Origin of the sequence: uncultured Acinetobacter sp. (genome assembly GCF_947624825.1) — a bacterium.
GTDB lineage: Bacteria > Pseudomonadota > Gammaproteobacteria > Pseudomonadales > Moraxellaceae > Acinetobacter.
In genome coordinates, this window is sequence record NZ_CANQLZ010000006.1 from 1 (window position 1) to 15,678 (window position 15,678).

Here is a 15,678-nt window from a genome sequence, read left to right on the forward strand (position 1 = left end):
AGTTTTGTGTGGTAACTCAACTGATGGCTCTAGTCCTCTTATTTTTCAAGTCAATTTCTTATCCGCGATTCGGGTTACTTAAAACGTATGCTGATTTCATACAAGATAAACGACACAATAGATTGATACTTTAACCACTAAATTTAAAGAGGGGCATCATGGCTGAACTTTCTTCTCCAATCACATTGGGTGATTTACAGCTAAAAAACCGTGTGATTATGGCACCACTCACGCGTACACGCGTGGCTGATGATTTAATCCCGACTCAAATGATGGCAGATTATTACGCCCAACGCGCAAGTGCAGGTTTGATTATCTCAGAAGCAATTATTGTATCGTAGCAAGCGATTGGCTATGCCAATACACCCGCGATGTTTAACCCAGCGCAAATTGCCAGTTGGAAAGATGTCACAGATGCGGTACATGCCAAAGGTGGCTTAATCATGGCGCAGCTTTGGCATGTGGGACGTATTTCACATCCTTATTTCCAAAATGGGCAAAAGCCGGTTTCGGCCAGTGATGTTCAACCTGCAGGTCAACTGAGCTTGTTACGCCCAAAACAAGATTATGTGGCGCCACGTCCTTTAAGCTTGGATGAAATTCAAACCACCATTGCCGATTTTAAACAAATGGCGATCAATGCCAAAGCAGCAGGTTTTGATGGCGTGGAATTACATGCAGCCAATGGTTATTTAGTCGATCAATTTTTACAAAGCAGCACCAATTTACGTGATGACCAATATGGTGGTTTAGTCGAAAATCGCGTGCGTTTTTTACTTGATTTAGTAGATGCTTTAATTGAAGTTTGGGGTGCGGGTCGAGTAGGTGTGCATCTTGCACCACGTTGTGACGAAAATGACATGGGCGATGCGAATCCACGTGAAACCTTTGGTTATGCCATGCAAGAACTTGGTAAACGTAAAATCGCCTTTTTCTTTACGCGTGAATATTTGGCTGAAGATAGTATTTCTGAGCATATTAAACAGTGTTCCAACGGCGTGCCTTATGTCGCCAATATGAGCTTAAGCCGTCAAGATGCAATTGATTTATTAGCTTCAGGTAAAGCGGATGCAGTTGCCTTTGGTAAAGCTTATATTGCCAATCCGGATTTATATGAACGCTTAGTACAAGATGCTCCACTCAATGAAGTACAACTTGATAAAATGATTGGCACAGATACAGCTGAAGGTTATATTGACTATCCGACTTTAGCGATGACTGAAGCTTAATCTTTTATAGTGTAGCGTCGGGCAACCGCTCGGCGCTTTTACTTGGCATTGACTGTGCCTTTGTATTCATTGGCTCGCTTCTCTGCTATATTCTGCCGTTTCATTGGTTGTGATTTGAGGCGACTTCTTGGCTACTCCGTTTTGGTATAACGCAGCACTAACACTTATTAAGCCAATTTATCGTGCGCGCATTAAACAGCGTGCTACTCAGCCTGAAGCCTTACAACAAGAACTCATCGAGCGTTTTGGTCCATTCCAGGCGCCTAAAAATTTAAAAACACTGTGGTTTCATGTGGTGTCGGTTGGTGAAACCAATGCAGCACAACCGATCATTGAACATTATTTAAAACAAGGTCATGCGGTTTTGGTCACCAATACCACCAAAACAGGTCAGGCGCGTGCCAAAGCATTATTTTTAAAACCTGAATATGAACATCTGTTTCAAGCGGTGTATTTACCTGCTGATCAACGTGATTTAGTGCGTGATTTTTATCAAAAATATCAACCTAAAATCTTAGCGTTAATGGAAACAGAATTGTGGCCAAATTTAATTGATATTGCACAAGAATTTAAGGTGCCTTGTATTGTATTAAATGCACGTTTATCGGAAAAATCAGCGCAAGGCTATAACAAAGTTAAAGGTCTTACACGCGGCATGTTGCAAGGGCTTGATGCACTACTGGCTCAAGATCAAGCCACGCAGCAGCGCTTTATTGCACTTGGAATGCCGGCACAAAAAACCCAAGTTTTAGGTAGCGTAAAATTTGATATTACTGCGCCACACAGCTTTATAAACCAAGCTGAACATCTCAAAATTAAATGGCAATTGCAGACGCGTAAAATTATTACGCTTGCCAGTACCCATGCCCCTGAAGAAGTAAAACTGCTTGAACAGCTTAAACCTGCTTTAATGGCCGATCCTCATTTAGTGTGTATTGTGGTGCCGCGTCACCCTGAGCGTTTTGACGAGGTTTTTGCAGCCTGTCAGAGTTTAAATTTAAACACTCAGCGCCGTAGTTTAGGGCAGAAGATTGAAACCAATACGCAAGTATATTTAGCCGATTCTATGGGTGAGATGTGGCTATGGTACGCTTTAAGTCAGGCTTGTTATGTAGGTGGCTCACTTAATCAACTTGGCGGTGGACATAATATTTTGGAGCCGATTGCATTGGGTGTGGCAACGGTATTAGGTCAACAGTATTTTAATTTCCAAAGTATTGTCGATGAGTTTGTGGCGGTAGATGGGGTAATGGTCGCGAGCGATTTTAAACATGCCGGCACGATATTGCTCAGCTTAATGGACAAGCCAGAGCAGCGCCAACTGCTTAATTTAAATGCCCAACAGGTCATGCAACACAACCAAGGTGCATTGGCACGGCATATCCAATGCCTCGATACTTATCTTTAAGAGGCGCTTATGAATATTGTCTTACTTGACCCTCGCCAAACTCAAAATGAAGTGTGGAGCATCACATCTAAACGTCAGCTTGAGCATCTACATACGCATATCAATCTACAAGTTGGAGATACGCTTAAAGTTGGCATTGCTGAAGGGCCGCGTTATTTAACGAAAGTGTTGCAAGTTGGCCCTAGTGCTATTCAGATTCAGCCAATCCAACAAGAAAACGTGCCTCAAAAACTACCCGTTACCTTAATTGTGGCATTGCCACGTCCCAAAGTATTACGACGTTTAATCATGGACGCAGTAACTTTAGGGGTTGAGAAAATTATTTTAATTCATAGTTATCGGGTGGATAAAAGCTATTGGCAAACCCCATTTTTACAACAAGTGAATCATTATATTGAGCTTGGACTTGAGCAAGCAGGTGATACCATTGCCCCACAAATTGAGCTGTATAAACGCTTTAAACCGTTTGTAGAAGATGTGTTACCAACGTTAATCACTGAGGCTAAACCGGCTTTTGTGGCACATCCTTATGTCGAGCAGGCCATGCCGCATGCGATTAATCAGCCGTGTAGCATTGTGATTGGGCCAGAAGGTGGTTTTATTCCTTATGAAATTGATTTACTCATAAAAAACGGCTGCCAAGCGGCAAACTTAGGCAACCGTATTATTCGCACCGAAACAGTGATTCCTTATTTAATTGGACGCTTATTTAGCACTTGAATCTACAACAGGGTCGCCACGATAGACTTTCACTTCTTGCACAGGGTAAGGAATGGAAATGCCATGTTCAGCAAAGGCTTTAATCACGCGTTGTTGGACATCACTAATTGAACCTGACATGGTGGTTTCTGAGGTGTTGACCCACCATGTAACATTTAAATTGACCGAGAAATCTGCCAGTGCGTTTACATTAACGCTAAAGCCCGGTTGGCTTAAAATGGTTTGGTCTTTATCTAAAATGGTCATAATGATGTCTTTTGCTTTTTGCACATCATCTTCATAACCAATACCTACCACAAATTGACAACGACGGCGTGGATAGGCTGTGTTGACTGTGACTGGACTGGTGTAAACGGTCGCATTTGGAATCACAATACGACGTCCATCGGGGGAGCGTAAAAAGGTTGCGCGAATTTGAATATCTTCAACCGTACCTTCCATGCCTGAAACAATAATGTCATCGCCAATTTTAAATGGTTCACCCAATAAAATTAAAATTCCTGAAAGCAAGTTTTGGAAAATATCTTTAAAGGCAAAACCAATCGCAACCGAACCAATCCCAAGCGCACTCATCAGCTGACCCGGCGTAAAGCCCGGAATGGCAATCACCATGGAAATTAAAAAACCGAAAAAGATAATTGCGGAACTACCAACCCGATTGAGCACCAAAACTAAATTTTGTTTGGTATAAGAACGCTCAGAAAGTGCCTTGCGTACAAATAATTTAAATACTTTGGACAGTAGATAAAAAATTGCAAACACCACAATTGCAATGCAAATGTAGGGCAGACGTTGCCAAAATAGATCAATAAAATGATCAATGGTGGAGTATGCTTCAATTGAGGTTTTCGCATATAAACTCACTGTCTCAGCAGTTTTATTGCTTGCCTCTAGGATTAAATTAGCCGCACCTTCGGACAAATCTTTTGAGGCATTTTCTTGTTCAGCCACAGCTTTTCCAATTGGTAAAATTTTGTTTTATTGTGCCTGAAAATTGCCAAGAAATTAACTTGAGTTACTATTTTACTTAAAATGTTGTTGAAATCTAAAGCAAAGACTTAGAAAAATTCAGCGGTTTTTTCTATGATCTGTTGTGGCTGTGAAAAATTAGCGTCTAGACTAAAATGACTTACAACACTGGCAAAGCTCATAAACACAAGCAGCATAAAAGCAATGCACAACCATGCCACTAATTTTTCCCAAAAAGGTGTTACGCGTACTGCACCAAAACGATTAGCCTGAGCTGTACCAGACGCCAAAAGCAAATACACAAACAACAATATATTAATGAGTGGCAACAAACTCAATAACGACCACCAACCCGTTAAGTTAAGGTCGTGTAAACGCCGAATCGTGATTACAAAAGCAAAATAGGTATATAAGGCAAAAAAAAGTAAACTAATAACTTGATTTAAGGTGGGTAAAAGGTAGGCAGCCGAATCAAGGCTCAACGTGGCAAAGTTAATCACACCTAAACTAAGCAGTAGCATCAGTCCAAACATACATGCCACGCACCATAACACCGCCTGCCATGCCATATAGCTTAAACGCCCAAAGCGTCCTTGATGTGGACGACGCTGAGCACGAAATTCAACAGGAGACATACATCACCATTTTTAATCAAAGGACGCAGGATGCGTTACTGTGTATGTTAGCCAAAACCATAACAAGATGAGAAGCATAAAAAATTGAAGTGCAATACAAGGTTGCCATTTGATCAAGGATGTTCGCTATGCAAGAGATTTATCCTATTCCCGAACACTTAAAAAAAACCGCACGTACCAATGAAGCACAATATTTGGCACGTTATCAACAATCTATTGATGATCCTGATACGTTTTGGCGTGAACAGGCATTAAAGCTCGATTGGATTACGCCATTTACTCAAGTCAAAAATACCAGTTTTGCCCAAGACAATTTTAAAATTGAATGGTTTCAAGATGGTGAGTTGAATGTGTCTTATAACTGCTTAGATCGGCATTTAAAAGAGCATCCACATAAGCCTGCCATTATTTGGGAAGGTGATCATCCTTCACGGCATAAAGTGATTTCTTTTGTGTCTTTGCATGATGAGGTGTGCCGTTTTGCCAATGTGTTAAAGAAAAATGGGATTCAAAAGGGCGACCGTGTCATGTTGTATATGCCCATGATTCCCGAAGCTGCTATTGCAATGTTGGCATGTAGTCGTATTGGTGCAGTGCATTGTGTGGTGTTTGGTGGCTTTTCACCCGACGCCTTAGCCAGCCGAATTGATGATTGCCAAGCCAAAATGGTGATTACTGCCGATTCTGGCATGCGTGGTGGTCAAGCCATTTTACTAAAAGCCAATGTCGATCTAGCACTTGAGCAAACCACAAGTCATTGTATTGAACAAGTGATTGTGGTGCATCGGACGGGTAATCCTATTTCTATGAAAATAGGGCGGGATTTATGGTATCACCTTGAAATTATGCAAGTAAATGATGATTGTCCACCCGAAGTTATGAATGCTGAGGATCCATTATTTATTTTATATACTTCAGGCTCGACTGGAAAACCAAAAGGCGTGTTGCACACGACAGGTGGTTATTTAACGTATGTCAACTGCACTTTTCGTGAAGTGTTTGATATTAAACAAGATGATGTATTTTGGTGTACTGCCGATGTAGGGTGGATTACCGGTCACTCTTACGTGCTATATGGTCCGTTGTCTAATGGTATTTCGAGTGTGATGTATGAAGGTGTCCCCAATTATCCATCGTGGGCGCGTACCGGACATATTGTGGATAAACATGATATTACTGTGCTGTATACCGCCCCCACCGCAATCCGATCTATGATGCGAGAAGGCGATGCCTTTGTACGTGAAAGTGATCGTAGCTCGTTACGTTTGTTGGGGTCGGTGGGCGAGCCGATTAATCCTGAAGCATGGAATTGGTATTACAACGTGGTAGGCGAGGCGCGTTGTCCAATTGTAGATACATGGTGGCAGACCGAAACAGGCGGTTTTATGATTAGTCCATTGCCCGGTGCAACGGCATTGAAACCCGGTTCTGCTACGCGTCCATTTTTTGGTGTGCAAGCGGCCATTGTAGATGCCGATGGACACGAACTTGAGGGTGAAGCCGAAGGCAATTTAGTGATTAAAGATTCATGGCCGGGGCAAATGCGTGGCATTTGGGGCGACCCACAGCGTTTTATAGATGCCTATTTTAGCACTTATCCTGATTGCTACTTTACCGGTGATGGTGCGCGCCGTGACCAAGATGGCTATTACTGGATTACCGGACGTGTAGACGATGTGCTTAATATTTCAGGGCATCGTTTAGGAACAGCCGAAGTAGAAAGTGCGTTGGTGGCACACCCAAGTGTTGCAGAAGCAGCGGTTGTGGGTATGCCACATCAGATTAAAGGGCAAGCTATTTGTGCTTTTGTGACTTTACAAGCTGATATACAACCGAGTGCAGTATTACATGACGAGTTAATTCAATGGGTGCGCAAAATTTTAGGACCTGTGGCCACACCTGATGCATTGTATTGGGCACCGGCTTTACCTAAAACCCGCTCGGGCAAAATCATGCGGCGTATTTTAAGAAAAATTGCTGCCAATGAACTCGATAGCTTAGGTGATACCTCAACCTTAGCCGAACCTAAAGTAGTCGAAGAGCTCATCAAAACAGTTTATCCAAACTAAAAAAACAAAACGCATGCCGTGCTCGGTCGCGGCATTTTATTTTTTGCCATAAGCACAGCAGGCATTTAGCTAAGGCGCAAGTCACAGTTCTGCTAAGCTAAAATATTGGAAGCATCAACTATTATTATGAATATTGCACATCAAAATAGCCTCGATCCGCTCAGCATTGCTCAAAGTCTTGCAGAGCAATTTGCCCAAACCGCAGCACAGCGTGACAAAAAAGGCGGCAACCCGAAAACCGAACGCGATTTAATTCGCCAAAGTGGCTTACTTAGTCTGTCTATCCCCAAAGAATTTGGTGGACAAGGTGCCAATTGGACAACTATTTTTGCCACCATTCAAACTATTGCCCGCGCCGATAGCTCATTGGCGCATGTTTATGCTTTTCATCACTTATTGATTGCCACAGTTAAATTGTTTGCGCAACCACCACAATATGCGCCTTGGTTTGAAAAAACAGTCCAAGAAAATTTGTTTTGGGGCAATACATTAAATCCACTTGACCGACGTGCTACAGCCACAAAAATTAATGAACATGAATATATTTTTCATGGCGATAAAAGCTTTTGCTCAGGCTCAATAGATTCAGATATGTTGCTGTGTTCTGCCTACAATCCTGAAGGGAAGTTATTGATTGCGGTGATTCCAACGCAACGCGAAGGAGTAAATTTTTTAGGCGATTGGAATAATATGGGGCAACGCCAAACTGACAGTGGCACCAGTCATTTTGAACAGGTTAAAATCCATCAACATGAATTGCTACTCAATCCCGGACCTTTAAGCACACCATACTCAAGCTTACGTCCTTTGATTGCACAATTGATTTTTGTGCATATGTTTTTAGGTGTGGCAGAAGGTGCATTTAACACCGCTAAGCAGGCGGTACAGGGACAAAAAGCATGGTCTACGTCACTGACTGAACAGGCAGTCGATGACCCTTATATTCAGCGGCATTTTGCTGAGTTTTACCTACAACTTGAAAGTGTACGTTTGTTAGCAGCTAAAGCAGTAGCAAGCTTACAAAGCGCATGGAATGAAGGTCAAAATTTAAGTCCAGAGCAGCGTGGAGAGGTGGCAGTTGCCATTGCCACAGCTAAGATTGCCGCCACCAATAGCAGCTTAGCCATTACGCAAAATATCTTCCAAGTGATGGGCGCGCGCGCCACCACTGCTCAACTGAATTTAGATCGTTTTTGGCGCAATGTACGTACCCAAACTTTGCATGACCCTGTAGATTATAAGTATCAAGAAATTGGTGAATGGGTATTGAGCAATAAATTCCCCAAACCGAGTTTTTACTCTTAAATCTCTAAGCCAGCAGTTGCGGGCTTTTTAACTGGCGCGTGCCAAAATTCCAGCTTCACCCACAAAATAATTATCACTATGTGCCAATTTTAATTGGTACACAGGCAGTACCAATGTTTTTTGCTCAAGACGGTGCCAATTAACACTGTTAGGATACAACGGTGCAGCCACATGAGAAAATTTAAACTGACTATTTGGATTGGGGTAATGCACTAAGCCTTTGTTTTAGATAGAAATAAATTCATCATCTTTACCATTGGGATATAGGTCGCGGCTAAAAGTGGCTGCATTTAAACCAATGGTTTGTTGGGTGCGTGTGCTTGCTGCAAAAATGGGTTTGCCTTGCCATAAGCTTAACGGCTGCTTGGCTAAACTAAAGGCTTGTAGCTGTTTTTGCTCAGAATTTAACACGCAGGTCCAAGCATTGTGCGCAAAAATGTGTTGTTCGGGTGCTGTAAATAAATAATGTACGGTGCATGATTGCGGATCCTCTTCGTTTAATAAAGTGCAACGATAAATGGCTTGGGCTGTTTTATGAATCTGAACAATAGGCTGAGCCACTGTATTGCCATCCGCAGCGCAAGTTAAAATTAGTTCTCCAACATGCAAATCCTGAATGGGTTTTAACCCACAGGCAGTATGTACTATGGTACCGCTCACAAATCCGATTTTTGCCTTATTCATGTTGTTATTCTCATTGTTTAGATCACTAGATTGTATAGTTTTTTCTGCATTAAAAAATGCACAATTCATGCCAAAAATTAATCATAATCTTGAATATTATAATGAAAAAAATCCCTTAAGCCGAGCCTTAAGGGACAGTACGCTGATGATTTATTATTATTAGAATGCTTTAAGCAGATTTAAGTTGCTGTTGTTGCTCTAGTTCTCGCACTAAGGGTAAAACTTTAGCACCAAAATATTTGACTTCTTCAATGGCATGTAAAAAGCCTGAAAGCACTAAATCTACCCCAACTTGTTTAAGCTCAAGAATACGCTCAGCAATTTGCTGGGGTGTGCCAATTAAATTGGTCTTAAAGCCATCGTTATATTGGACTAAATCTTCAAAAGTTGATTTGGCCCAGTTGCCTTCACCTTCATCGGTTGCAGCGCCTGCTTCACGAGTAGCATCAGCAAAAGAATTCACCGCAGCTACATGTGCTTTATCAATAATTTCTTGTAAAACAGCTTGAGCTTCTTGTTCAGTATCACGGGCAATAATAAAGGCATTCACGCCAATTTTAACCTGATGACCATTGGCTTGTGCTTTTTCACGAATATCATCAATTTGTTTTTTAAGTTCTTGAGGGCTATTGCCATTGGTAAAATACCAATCCGACACGCGTGCTGCCATATCGCGCGCTGCGCGTGAACTACCGCCTTGGAAAATTTCAATATGCGGTTTTTGCACTGGTTTTGGACTCAAGGTATAGTCTTTAAATTGATAAAATTTGCCATCAAAATTAAATTGATCTTGAGTCCAGACGCCTTTTAAAGCACGGATAAATTCTTCTGAACGTTGGTAGCGTACATCGTGCTCAGGCCATGGTTCGCCAATGGCATCAAATTCACCACGGAACCAACCACTTACAACATTAATCGCAATACGCCCTTGGGTAAGATGATCAATCGTTGCAAGTTGCTTAGCCACTACCGCAGGTTTCCAAGGCCCCGGTAAAATCGCCGCAATCACTTTTAGACGTTCGGTTTTGGCTAAAATACCATGACTAAAACTGACAGATTCATGTTGATATTCTGCATTGTAACCGGCGGTAAAACGAATTTAAGTGAGGGCATAGTCAAAGCCATTGTTTTCGGCTGCTTGTGCTAAACGTACATTATATTCATAACTCCAATCGGTACGTTGCTCAATGGTGCTGACCACTAAACCACCACTGACATTGGGAACCCAATAGGCAAAAGTGATTGGTTTTGACATTGCATGCTGCTCCCTAATTTTGTTTTAAGCCACTTCCGTGATGGTCTTTTTGCCATGTAAGCGTGCTTCGGCGGCATCTAGGCTTGGCACTGCGGCAGAAGGCAATACTTCTGCTTGTTCAATTTGTGTGTTAATGCCTAAGTTTTGGCTGGCTTGAATGGTTTTTTCTTTGACCACTTCAGCACGCTGACCTTTTGCTGGTGCCCACTGTAAAATGGGTAAAGCACGTGCTACCGCTAGGGTAATACGAGCACGTAGATGTGGGCTTTGCACTGTATAAGCTGCGCTAAAGTCTTGATCTGTTGCGTACACTCCGATCGGTAAAGTTTGTGCTTGGAAAAAGCTAAATAATGGGCGCAATTGATGTTCAAGTACCAAAGCATGACGCTCTGAACCCCCTGATGCTGCCAACAATACCGGTACATCCACTAATGCCGTTTGCTCTACAAAATCAAAGAAATGTTTAAATAAACCTGTAAATGAAGCACGGTACACCGGTGTACCTACAATTAATGCATCAGCCGCTTCTACAGCCGCTAAATCATCTTGTACACGTTGTGGCAATTGATTGCGATAAATTGCACCACCCAACAAATGCCCAATTTCGCTAAATTTAATAAAATGCACCTGAATTGGCGTGGCTTCACCTAACTCATTTAAAATTTCTTGCACCAATGCTTCGGTTTTAGATGGGGTATTTAAGCCGCCAGATACAGCCACAATGTTCAATGGTTTTTGTAGTGAAATGCTCATAGTGAATTACTCGTAAGTTGTGCTCGCTCGGAATATTCACTATTAATCAACACATCACATATTGTGTAAAATACGCAAAAAAAGATAAGTTATCTATTTTTAAGATATGCCTTTTTTTTGCTTATTTTATTGATAAAAATAAATTTAAGTAATTGAATAATAAATTTATATTTCATAAAGATAAACTTTTCTGCTTTGGGAATAAAATTTATATGAAAATCTGCTTAGATTATTCTAAAACGCTGAAAAAAACGGCTTTTAAGAATTCCATGCCACGCTTTGGCAAAAAATAATCGATTCTTGCGTATCGCTAAAGGGCGATGTGTGGTTAGAATAGGGCCTAATGTGCACCAGATCCTTCGCGTCACTACTTATGAATATTTTAATCGTTGATGATCATCCCTTATTTCGCCACGCTTTAATTCAAGCTGTGCGTTATAGCTTACCGCAAGCCCAAATTCATGAGACTGCCGCTGTAAATGAATTTTACGAACGCTTAGAAAATGGTCCTGAGCCTGATCTTGTTTTATTGGATTTAAACTTACCCGGTGCTTCAGGCTTTTCCGCATTGGTACACGTGCGTGCGCAGTATCCTGCTTTGCCGATTATTGTGGTGTCGGCACATGAAGAAGTGTCTATTATTCAACGCTCAATTGCACATGGTGCAATGGGCTATATTCCAAAATCAGCGCATCCAAGCCATATTGGTGAAGCGATCCGTCAAGTCTTAGAAGGCGAAATTTGGTTACCACCTAACCTACCTGCCAATATGAACTTTGACCCGCGTGCAGCCGATGAAACAGCACTCGCTGAGCGTATTCAATCTTTAACACCACAACAATTTCGCGTGTTAATGATGGTGGCGGAAGGTTTACTCAACAAGCAAATTGCGTATGAGTTAGATGTGTCTGAAGCCACCATTAAAGCGCATGTGACGGCAATTTTCCGTAAATTGGGCGTACAAAACCGTACTCAAGCTGTATTAGCCATTAATGCTTTAAATATTGAAGAACGTAAGATTTAAAATAGCTTGAAAAAAAAGACCGCTTTAAGCGGTCTTTTTTGTTTTTAATCACTTGAGATTTTTAAGCCCGATAACCAAGCCCGTAGTCCGGCAGGTTTTAAAGGTTTACGCAGCAACATGATGTTGAGCTCTTTTAAACGCTGCGGTAGATCAGGATCTGAGTCTGCGGTAATTAAAGCCACAGGTACTTTGTCTTGACGATGCGCCAAAATAAAATCTAAACCAATTTTGTCATGGTTTAAATGCTGATCGACCAACCACACTTGAATATTCTGTTCTTGAATAATCTGCATGGCGTGTTCAGGTTCTGTGGCTTTAAAGACTTGATAACCCCATTTGGTCAATAAAGTTGCCATGCCTTCTAAAATGGTTTCATCATTGTCTAAGCACAAAATTCTATAGGCTTTGGTTTTGAGTGGTACAGCTTGTACAGGTTGTGCCACTACTTTGGGTGCAGGCACAATTGGCACTTCAATCATAAAGCAGGAACCTTGACCATACTCAGAATATACATGCACCGGATAATCGAGCATGCTGGTCATGCGTTGTACAATGGCTAAACCTAAACCTAAGCCTTGTTCACCCCAAGGTGAGGTATGTCCACAACGTTCAAACTCTTGGAATAATTTAATACGTTGTTGTTCTGCAATGCCGGGACCTGTATCCCATACCCCAATACGAATATGCTGCGGACGCTCTGCTGAACGTAGCACACCAACAATTACGCGACCTTTGGCGGTATAACGCAGGGCATTACTAACAAAGTTTTGAATAATACGACGAATCCATTGTGGATCGGTATCAATCCAAAATTGCACATCATGCACTTTAAATTGAATGCCACGCTGTGCAGCAATGGATTTAAATTGTAAGTCTAAATCGCTGAGTAAATCATGTAATGGATACGGCTGACGATTTGGTTGAATGGTACCGCCTTCTAAGCGCGCAATGTCCAATAATGCCGACAACATACTCTCTGCCCCATGTAAGGAGCGATCAAGCTGCTGGAGGATTTTACGATCTTCATCAGATTGAATGCTTTGCTCAAGTGCAGTACTAAACAAACGTGCAGCATGCATGGGTTGTAAAAGGTCATGACTTGCCGCGGCAATAAAGCGACTTTTAGACATGTTGGCTTTATCGGCTTGTTCACGCGCGAGTTGTTGTTCGGCAAGTGCATCGGCAAGTTGTTGAGTACGATCTTGCACACGCCCTTCAAGCAAGGCTTCATTTTCACGGAAGGTGGTAATGTCGGCAAAGGTGGTCACAAAGCCACCACCTTCAATTGGATTACCACGCATTTGAATCACGCGACCATCTTTACGTACTCGTTCAAATTCATGTGCGCTGCCTACTTCCATCCAATGAATACGTTTACGTACATGCTCTTCAATTGAACCGGGACCACATTCACCACGTTCGGCGTTATAACGAATCAAATCGGCAATTGGGCAACCCACATACACAATATCTTTTGGATAGTCGAAGAGTTTTAAATATTGGTTATTCCAAGCCACTAAGCACATGTTGGCATCCACCACACTCACCCCTTGGGTCATATGGTCAATCATGGTCATAATCAGGTTTTGGTTAAAGCGTTGCCACTGTGAGGCTTGGTCTAAAATATTGGCCACTTGACCTAAAGCCAAACCATTATTCACCATGGCCGTGGTGAGTAAGGTACGTGCAGAAGCAGCCCCAATGGTGCCTGCCAAATATTGTTCGGTAAAACGCCACCACATACCGTTGGCACTGCTATTTTCATTGAGTGTGACGTTGTTTTGAGCGCAAAATTGGCTAAAGGCCTGAATGGTCGGAGCATCACCGGTAATACGTTTGGCAAGCGCAATTAAGTCACCTACTTTTAAACGTGCTACGTCGTGATGTAAGTAGGTCATATCTGTTGGGGTATTTTGCGCAAGTAGGGGTTTAGTTTCATAATAAAAGAAACTTTCTGCTTGGATTTGCTCTGCAATGCTTGGGCGGAAAATGCGCGACACCCATACATAAAGCACAATATTTAAGCCCAATGACCACAGCACACCATGGGTTAATGGGGCAAATGACTCAAAGCCAAGCAAAGCTTCGGGACGTAACCACGATAAACCCAATGGACCTTGATGTAAAAAGGCATGGCTCATGGCAAAGTAATCGTGTGGCAAGCTGCGTAATACGGTTGGCAAGAACAGGGTATATGCCCACATTACAAAGCCCATAATTAAACCAGCATAGACACCTTGTTTACTGCCACCACGCCAATATAGCCCCCCAATTAAAGCTGGTGAGAACTGTGCAACAGCACTAAAAGCCAATAAACCAAAGACCGATAATTGGTCAATATCATTAAAGAAATGGAAGAATAAAAAGCCAAGTAGCATCACTGCTAAAATACATACACGGCGGGTAAACTTCAGCACTAAGGGTAAGCGTTTATCATGTCGTGACAATAAGCCAAAACGCCACAGAGCGGGCATGATGAGGTCGTTACTCAGCATGATTGACAGTGCAACAGATGATACCAATAACATACCTGTGGAGGCAGAAAAACCACCTAAGAAAGCCAAAATACTCAGCCAATCTTGGTTATAGCTTAAAGGCAGCGATAAAACTGCAATATCAGGAATTGCCAAATATTCAGGTGCGGCATGTAAGGCCCAACTGGCAATTGGAATAATAGCAATAGTGGTTAAAATTAAATAAGCAGCAAACCAACGCCGTGCGCCACGAATATGTTTTTCATCACGCAGCTCAACCACAGCCACGTGGAACTGACGTGGCAGACAAATAATCGCTAAAGCGGCTAATAGGGTTTGTACCCAAAAGGTGTCTGGTACACCAAACAATTGTACTTCTTGGAATGTGTTTAAAGTATCACGTGATATTTGTTGTAAATTCCCCGGTTCGGCAAAAATAAAAAATAATGCGACTGCAATCAAAGCGAAGAGTTTCACAAAGGACTCAAATGCCACCGCCAACATTAAACCGCCATGTTGTTCGGTGTTGGCAATTTGTCGTGTGCCAAAAATCATCGCCAAAATTGCCAAGACTGCGGTGAGAAACAAAACGCCGTTACTAGTCGATGCCATGCTGGTTGGCGTATCCATGACGACCGTGGCACTTAAAGCAATTGCGCGTAGCTGCAATGCTAAGTATGGAATAATGGCAATCACGGCAAGAATGGTGACTAAAGAGGCAAGAGAGCCACTTTTACCGTAACGTGCAGCGACAAAATCGGCAATTGAGGAAATGGCATGATGTTGGCGCACCCGTCCAAGGCGGCGCCAAATATCGTAACCGACTGCAATAAATAACAATGGACCTAAATAAATGGGCAGAAAAATAATGCCTTCACGAACAGCCGCTCCGGTGGCTCCATAAAATGTCCATGACGAGCAATACACACCTAAAGTTAAGCTAAACAAAAGCATGCGACCGCGAGTACTTAAACGACTGGCATGTTTTTCACCAAAAAATGCACAGATAAAAAGGAGTGCGATATAGAGGGCTAACACCCCCATAATGAGCCAACTGTTCATATTGCCTAGAGCGTACCGATTGTGCGGCTATGATAGCTTATTCATAAACTCGTCAGTCAAAATTGATCAAAATTTAACGACCAAAGTCTAA

Annotated in this window: 11 protein-coding genes and 2 pseudogenes; 6 read left to right on the forward strand and 7 right to left on the reverse strand. The window is 42.2% G+C overall.

What is annotated here, in order from left to right:
• The first annotated feature begins 158 nt into the window (after window positions 1-158).
• The 3 genes and pseudogenes from Q0017_RS02520 to Q0017_RS02530 all read left to right on the forward strand — a co-directional run bounded on the left by Q0017_RS02520 (window position 159) and on the right by Q0017_RS02530 (window position 3,357).
• A pseudogene (locus Q0017_RS02520) lies at window positions 159-1,229 on the forward strand (alkene reductase).
• A 127-nt stretch (window positions 1,230-1,356) separates the two neighbouring features.
• Window positions 1,357-2,637 carry a 3-deoxy-D-manno-octulosonic acid transferase gene (locus Q0017_RS02525; RefSeq protein ID WP_298142276.1) on the forward strand — a complete coding sequence of 427 codons (1,281 nt, stop codon included), beginning with the start codon at window positions 1,357-1,359 and terminating at the stop codon, window positions 2,635-2,637.
• Window positions 2,638-2,646: 9 nt separating this feature from the next.
• Window positions 2,647-3,357, forward strand: a complete 711-nt coding sequence (locus Q0017_RS02530; protein ID WP_298142278.1) for a 16S rRNA (uracil(1498)-N(3))-methyltransferase — start codon at window positions 2,647-2,649, stop codon at window positions 3,355-3,357.
• Here Q0017_RS02530 and Q0017_RS02535 read toward each other — a convergent pair.
• The gene (locus Q0017_RS02535) at window positions 3,343-4,308 is read right to left on the reverse strand and encodes a mechanosensitive ion channel family protein (protein WP_298142280.1); all 966 of its coding nucleotides are present in this window, start codon (window positions 4,306-4,308) and stop codon (window positions 3,343-3,345) included. The two genes, Q0017_RS02530 and Q0017_RS02535, sit on opposite strands and share 15 nt — an antisense overlap.
• 107 nt (window positions 4,309-4,415) lie before the next feature.
• Window positions 4,416-4,961, reverse strand: coding sequence for a DUF805 domain-containing protein (locus Q0017_RS02540; protein ID WP_298142282.1), 546 nt, complete (start codon window positions 4,959-4,961; stop codon window positions 4,416-4,418).
• A 128-nt stretch (window positions 4,962-5,089) separates the two neighbouring features.
• Here Q0017_RS02540 and acs point away from each other — a divergent pair, with 128 nt between their 5' ends.
• Window positions 5,090-7,030 carry an acetate--CoA ligase gene (gene acs / locus Q0017_RS02545; RefSeq protein WP_298142283.1) on the forward strand — a complete coding sequence of 647 codons (1,941 nt, stop codon included), beginning with the start codon at window positions 5,090-5,092 and terminating at the stop codon, window positions 7,028-7,030.
• A gap of 126 nt (window positions 7,031-7,156) precedes the next feature.
• Complete coding sequence (locus Q0017_RS02550; RefSeq protein WP_298142285.1) at window positions 7,157-8,335, forward strand: acyl-CoA dehydrogenase family protein; 1,179 nt, start codon at window positions 7,157-7,159, stop codon at window positions 8,333-8,335.
• Window positions 8,336-8,362: 27 nt separating this feature from the next.
• Here the strand turns inward: Q0017_RS02550 and Q0017_RS02555 are convergent, their stop codons facing one another.
• The 4 genes and pseudogenes from Q0017_RS02555 to msuE all read right to left on the reverse strand — a co-directional run bounded on the left by Q0017_RS02555 (window position 8,363) and on the right by msuE (window position 11,027).
• Window positions 8,363-8,548, reverse strand: a complete 186-nt coding sequence (locus Q0017_RS02555; RefSeq protein WP_298142287.1) for a hypothetical protein — start codon at window positions 8,546-8,548, stop codon at window positions 8,363-8,365.
• 12 nt (window positions 8,549-8,560) lie between these two features.
• Entirely contained in the window at window positions 8,561-9,019 is a 459-nt protein-coding gene (locus tag Q0017_RS02560; protein ID WP_298142289.1) for a hypothetical protein, read from the reverse strand.
• Window positions 9,020-9,188: 169 nt separating this feature from the next.
• A pseudogene (sfnG, locus tag Q0017_RS02565) lies at window positions 9,189-10,274 on the reverse strand (dimethylsulfone monooxygenase SfnG).
• Between the two features lie 24 nt (window positions 10,275-10,298).
• Window positions 10,299-11,027 (reverse strand): FMN reductase, encoded by a 729-nt coding sequence (msuE, locus tag Q0017_RS02570; protein WP_298142291.1) that lies wholly within the window; start codon window positions 11,025-11,027, stop codon window positions 10,299-10,301.
• Window positions 11,028-11,400: 373 nt separating this feature from the next.
• Between msuE and Q0017_RS02575 the strand changes: the two genes are divergently transcribed.
• Window positions 11,401-12,051 carry a response regulator transcription factor gene (locus Q0017_RS02575; RefSeq protein WP_297425344.1) on the forward strand — a complete coding sequence of 217 codons (651 nt, stop codon included), beginning with the start codon at window positions 11,401-11,403 and terminating at the stop codon, window positions 12,049-12,051.
• A 44-nt stretch (window positions 12,052-12,095) separates the two neighbouring features.
• Here the strand turns inward: Q0017_RS02575 and Q0017_RS02580 are convergent, their stop codons facing one another.
• Entirely contained in the window at window positions 12,096-15,587 is a 3,492-nt protein-coding gene (locus Q0017_RS02580) for a PAS domain-containing hybrid sensor histidine kinase/response regulator (RefSeq protein WP_298142293.1), read from the reverse strand.
• Window positions 15,588-15,678 lie beyond the last annotated feature (91 nt).

Bases quoted from the DNA above. Each gene is read 5' to 3' on its own strand.
- Q0017_RS02550 (WP_298142285.1), top strand. From the start codon at position 7,157: ATGAATATTGCACATCAAAATAGCCTCGATCCGCTCAGCATTGCTCAA.
- Q0017_RS02540 (WP_298142282.1), bottom strand. From the start codon at position 4,961: ATGTCTCCTGTTGAATTTCGTGCTCAGCGTCGTCCACATCAAGGACGC.
- Q0017_RS02580 (WP_298142293.1), bottom strand. From the start codon at position 15,587: ATGAACAGTTGGCTCATTATGGGGGTGTTAGCCCTCTATATCGCACTC.
- Q0017_RS02560 (WP_298142289.1), bottom strand. From the start codon at position 9,019: ATGAATAAGGCAAAAATCGGATTTGTGAGCGGTACCATAGTACATACT.
- Q0017_RS02575 (WP_297425344.1), top strand. From the start codon at position 11,401: ATGAATATTTTAATCGTTGATGATCATCCCTTATTTCGCCACGCTTTA.
- Q0017_RS02530 (WP_298142278.1), top strand. From the start codon at position 2,647: ATGAATATTGTCTTACTTGACCCTCGCCAAACTCAAAATGAAGTGTGG.
- acs (WP_298142283.1), top strand. From the start codon at position 5,090: ATGCAAGAGATTTATCCTATTCCCGAACACTTAAAAAAAACCGCACGT.
- msuE (WP_298142291.1), bottom strand. From the start codon at position 11,027: ATGAGCATTTCACTACAAAAACCATTGAACATTGTGGCTGTATCTGGC.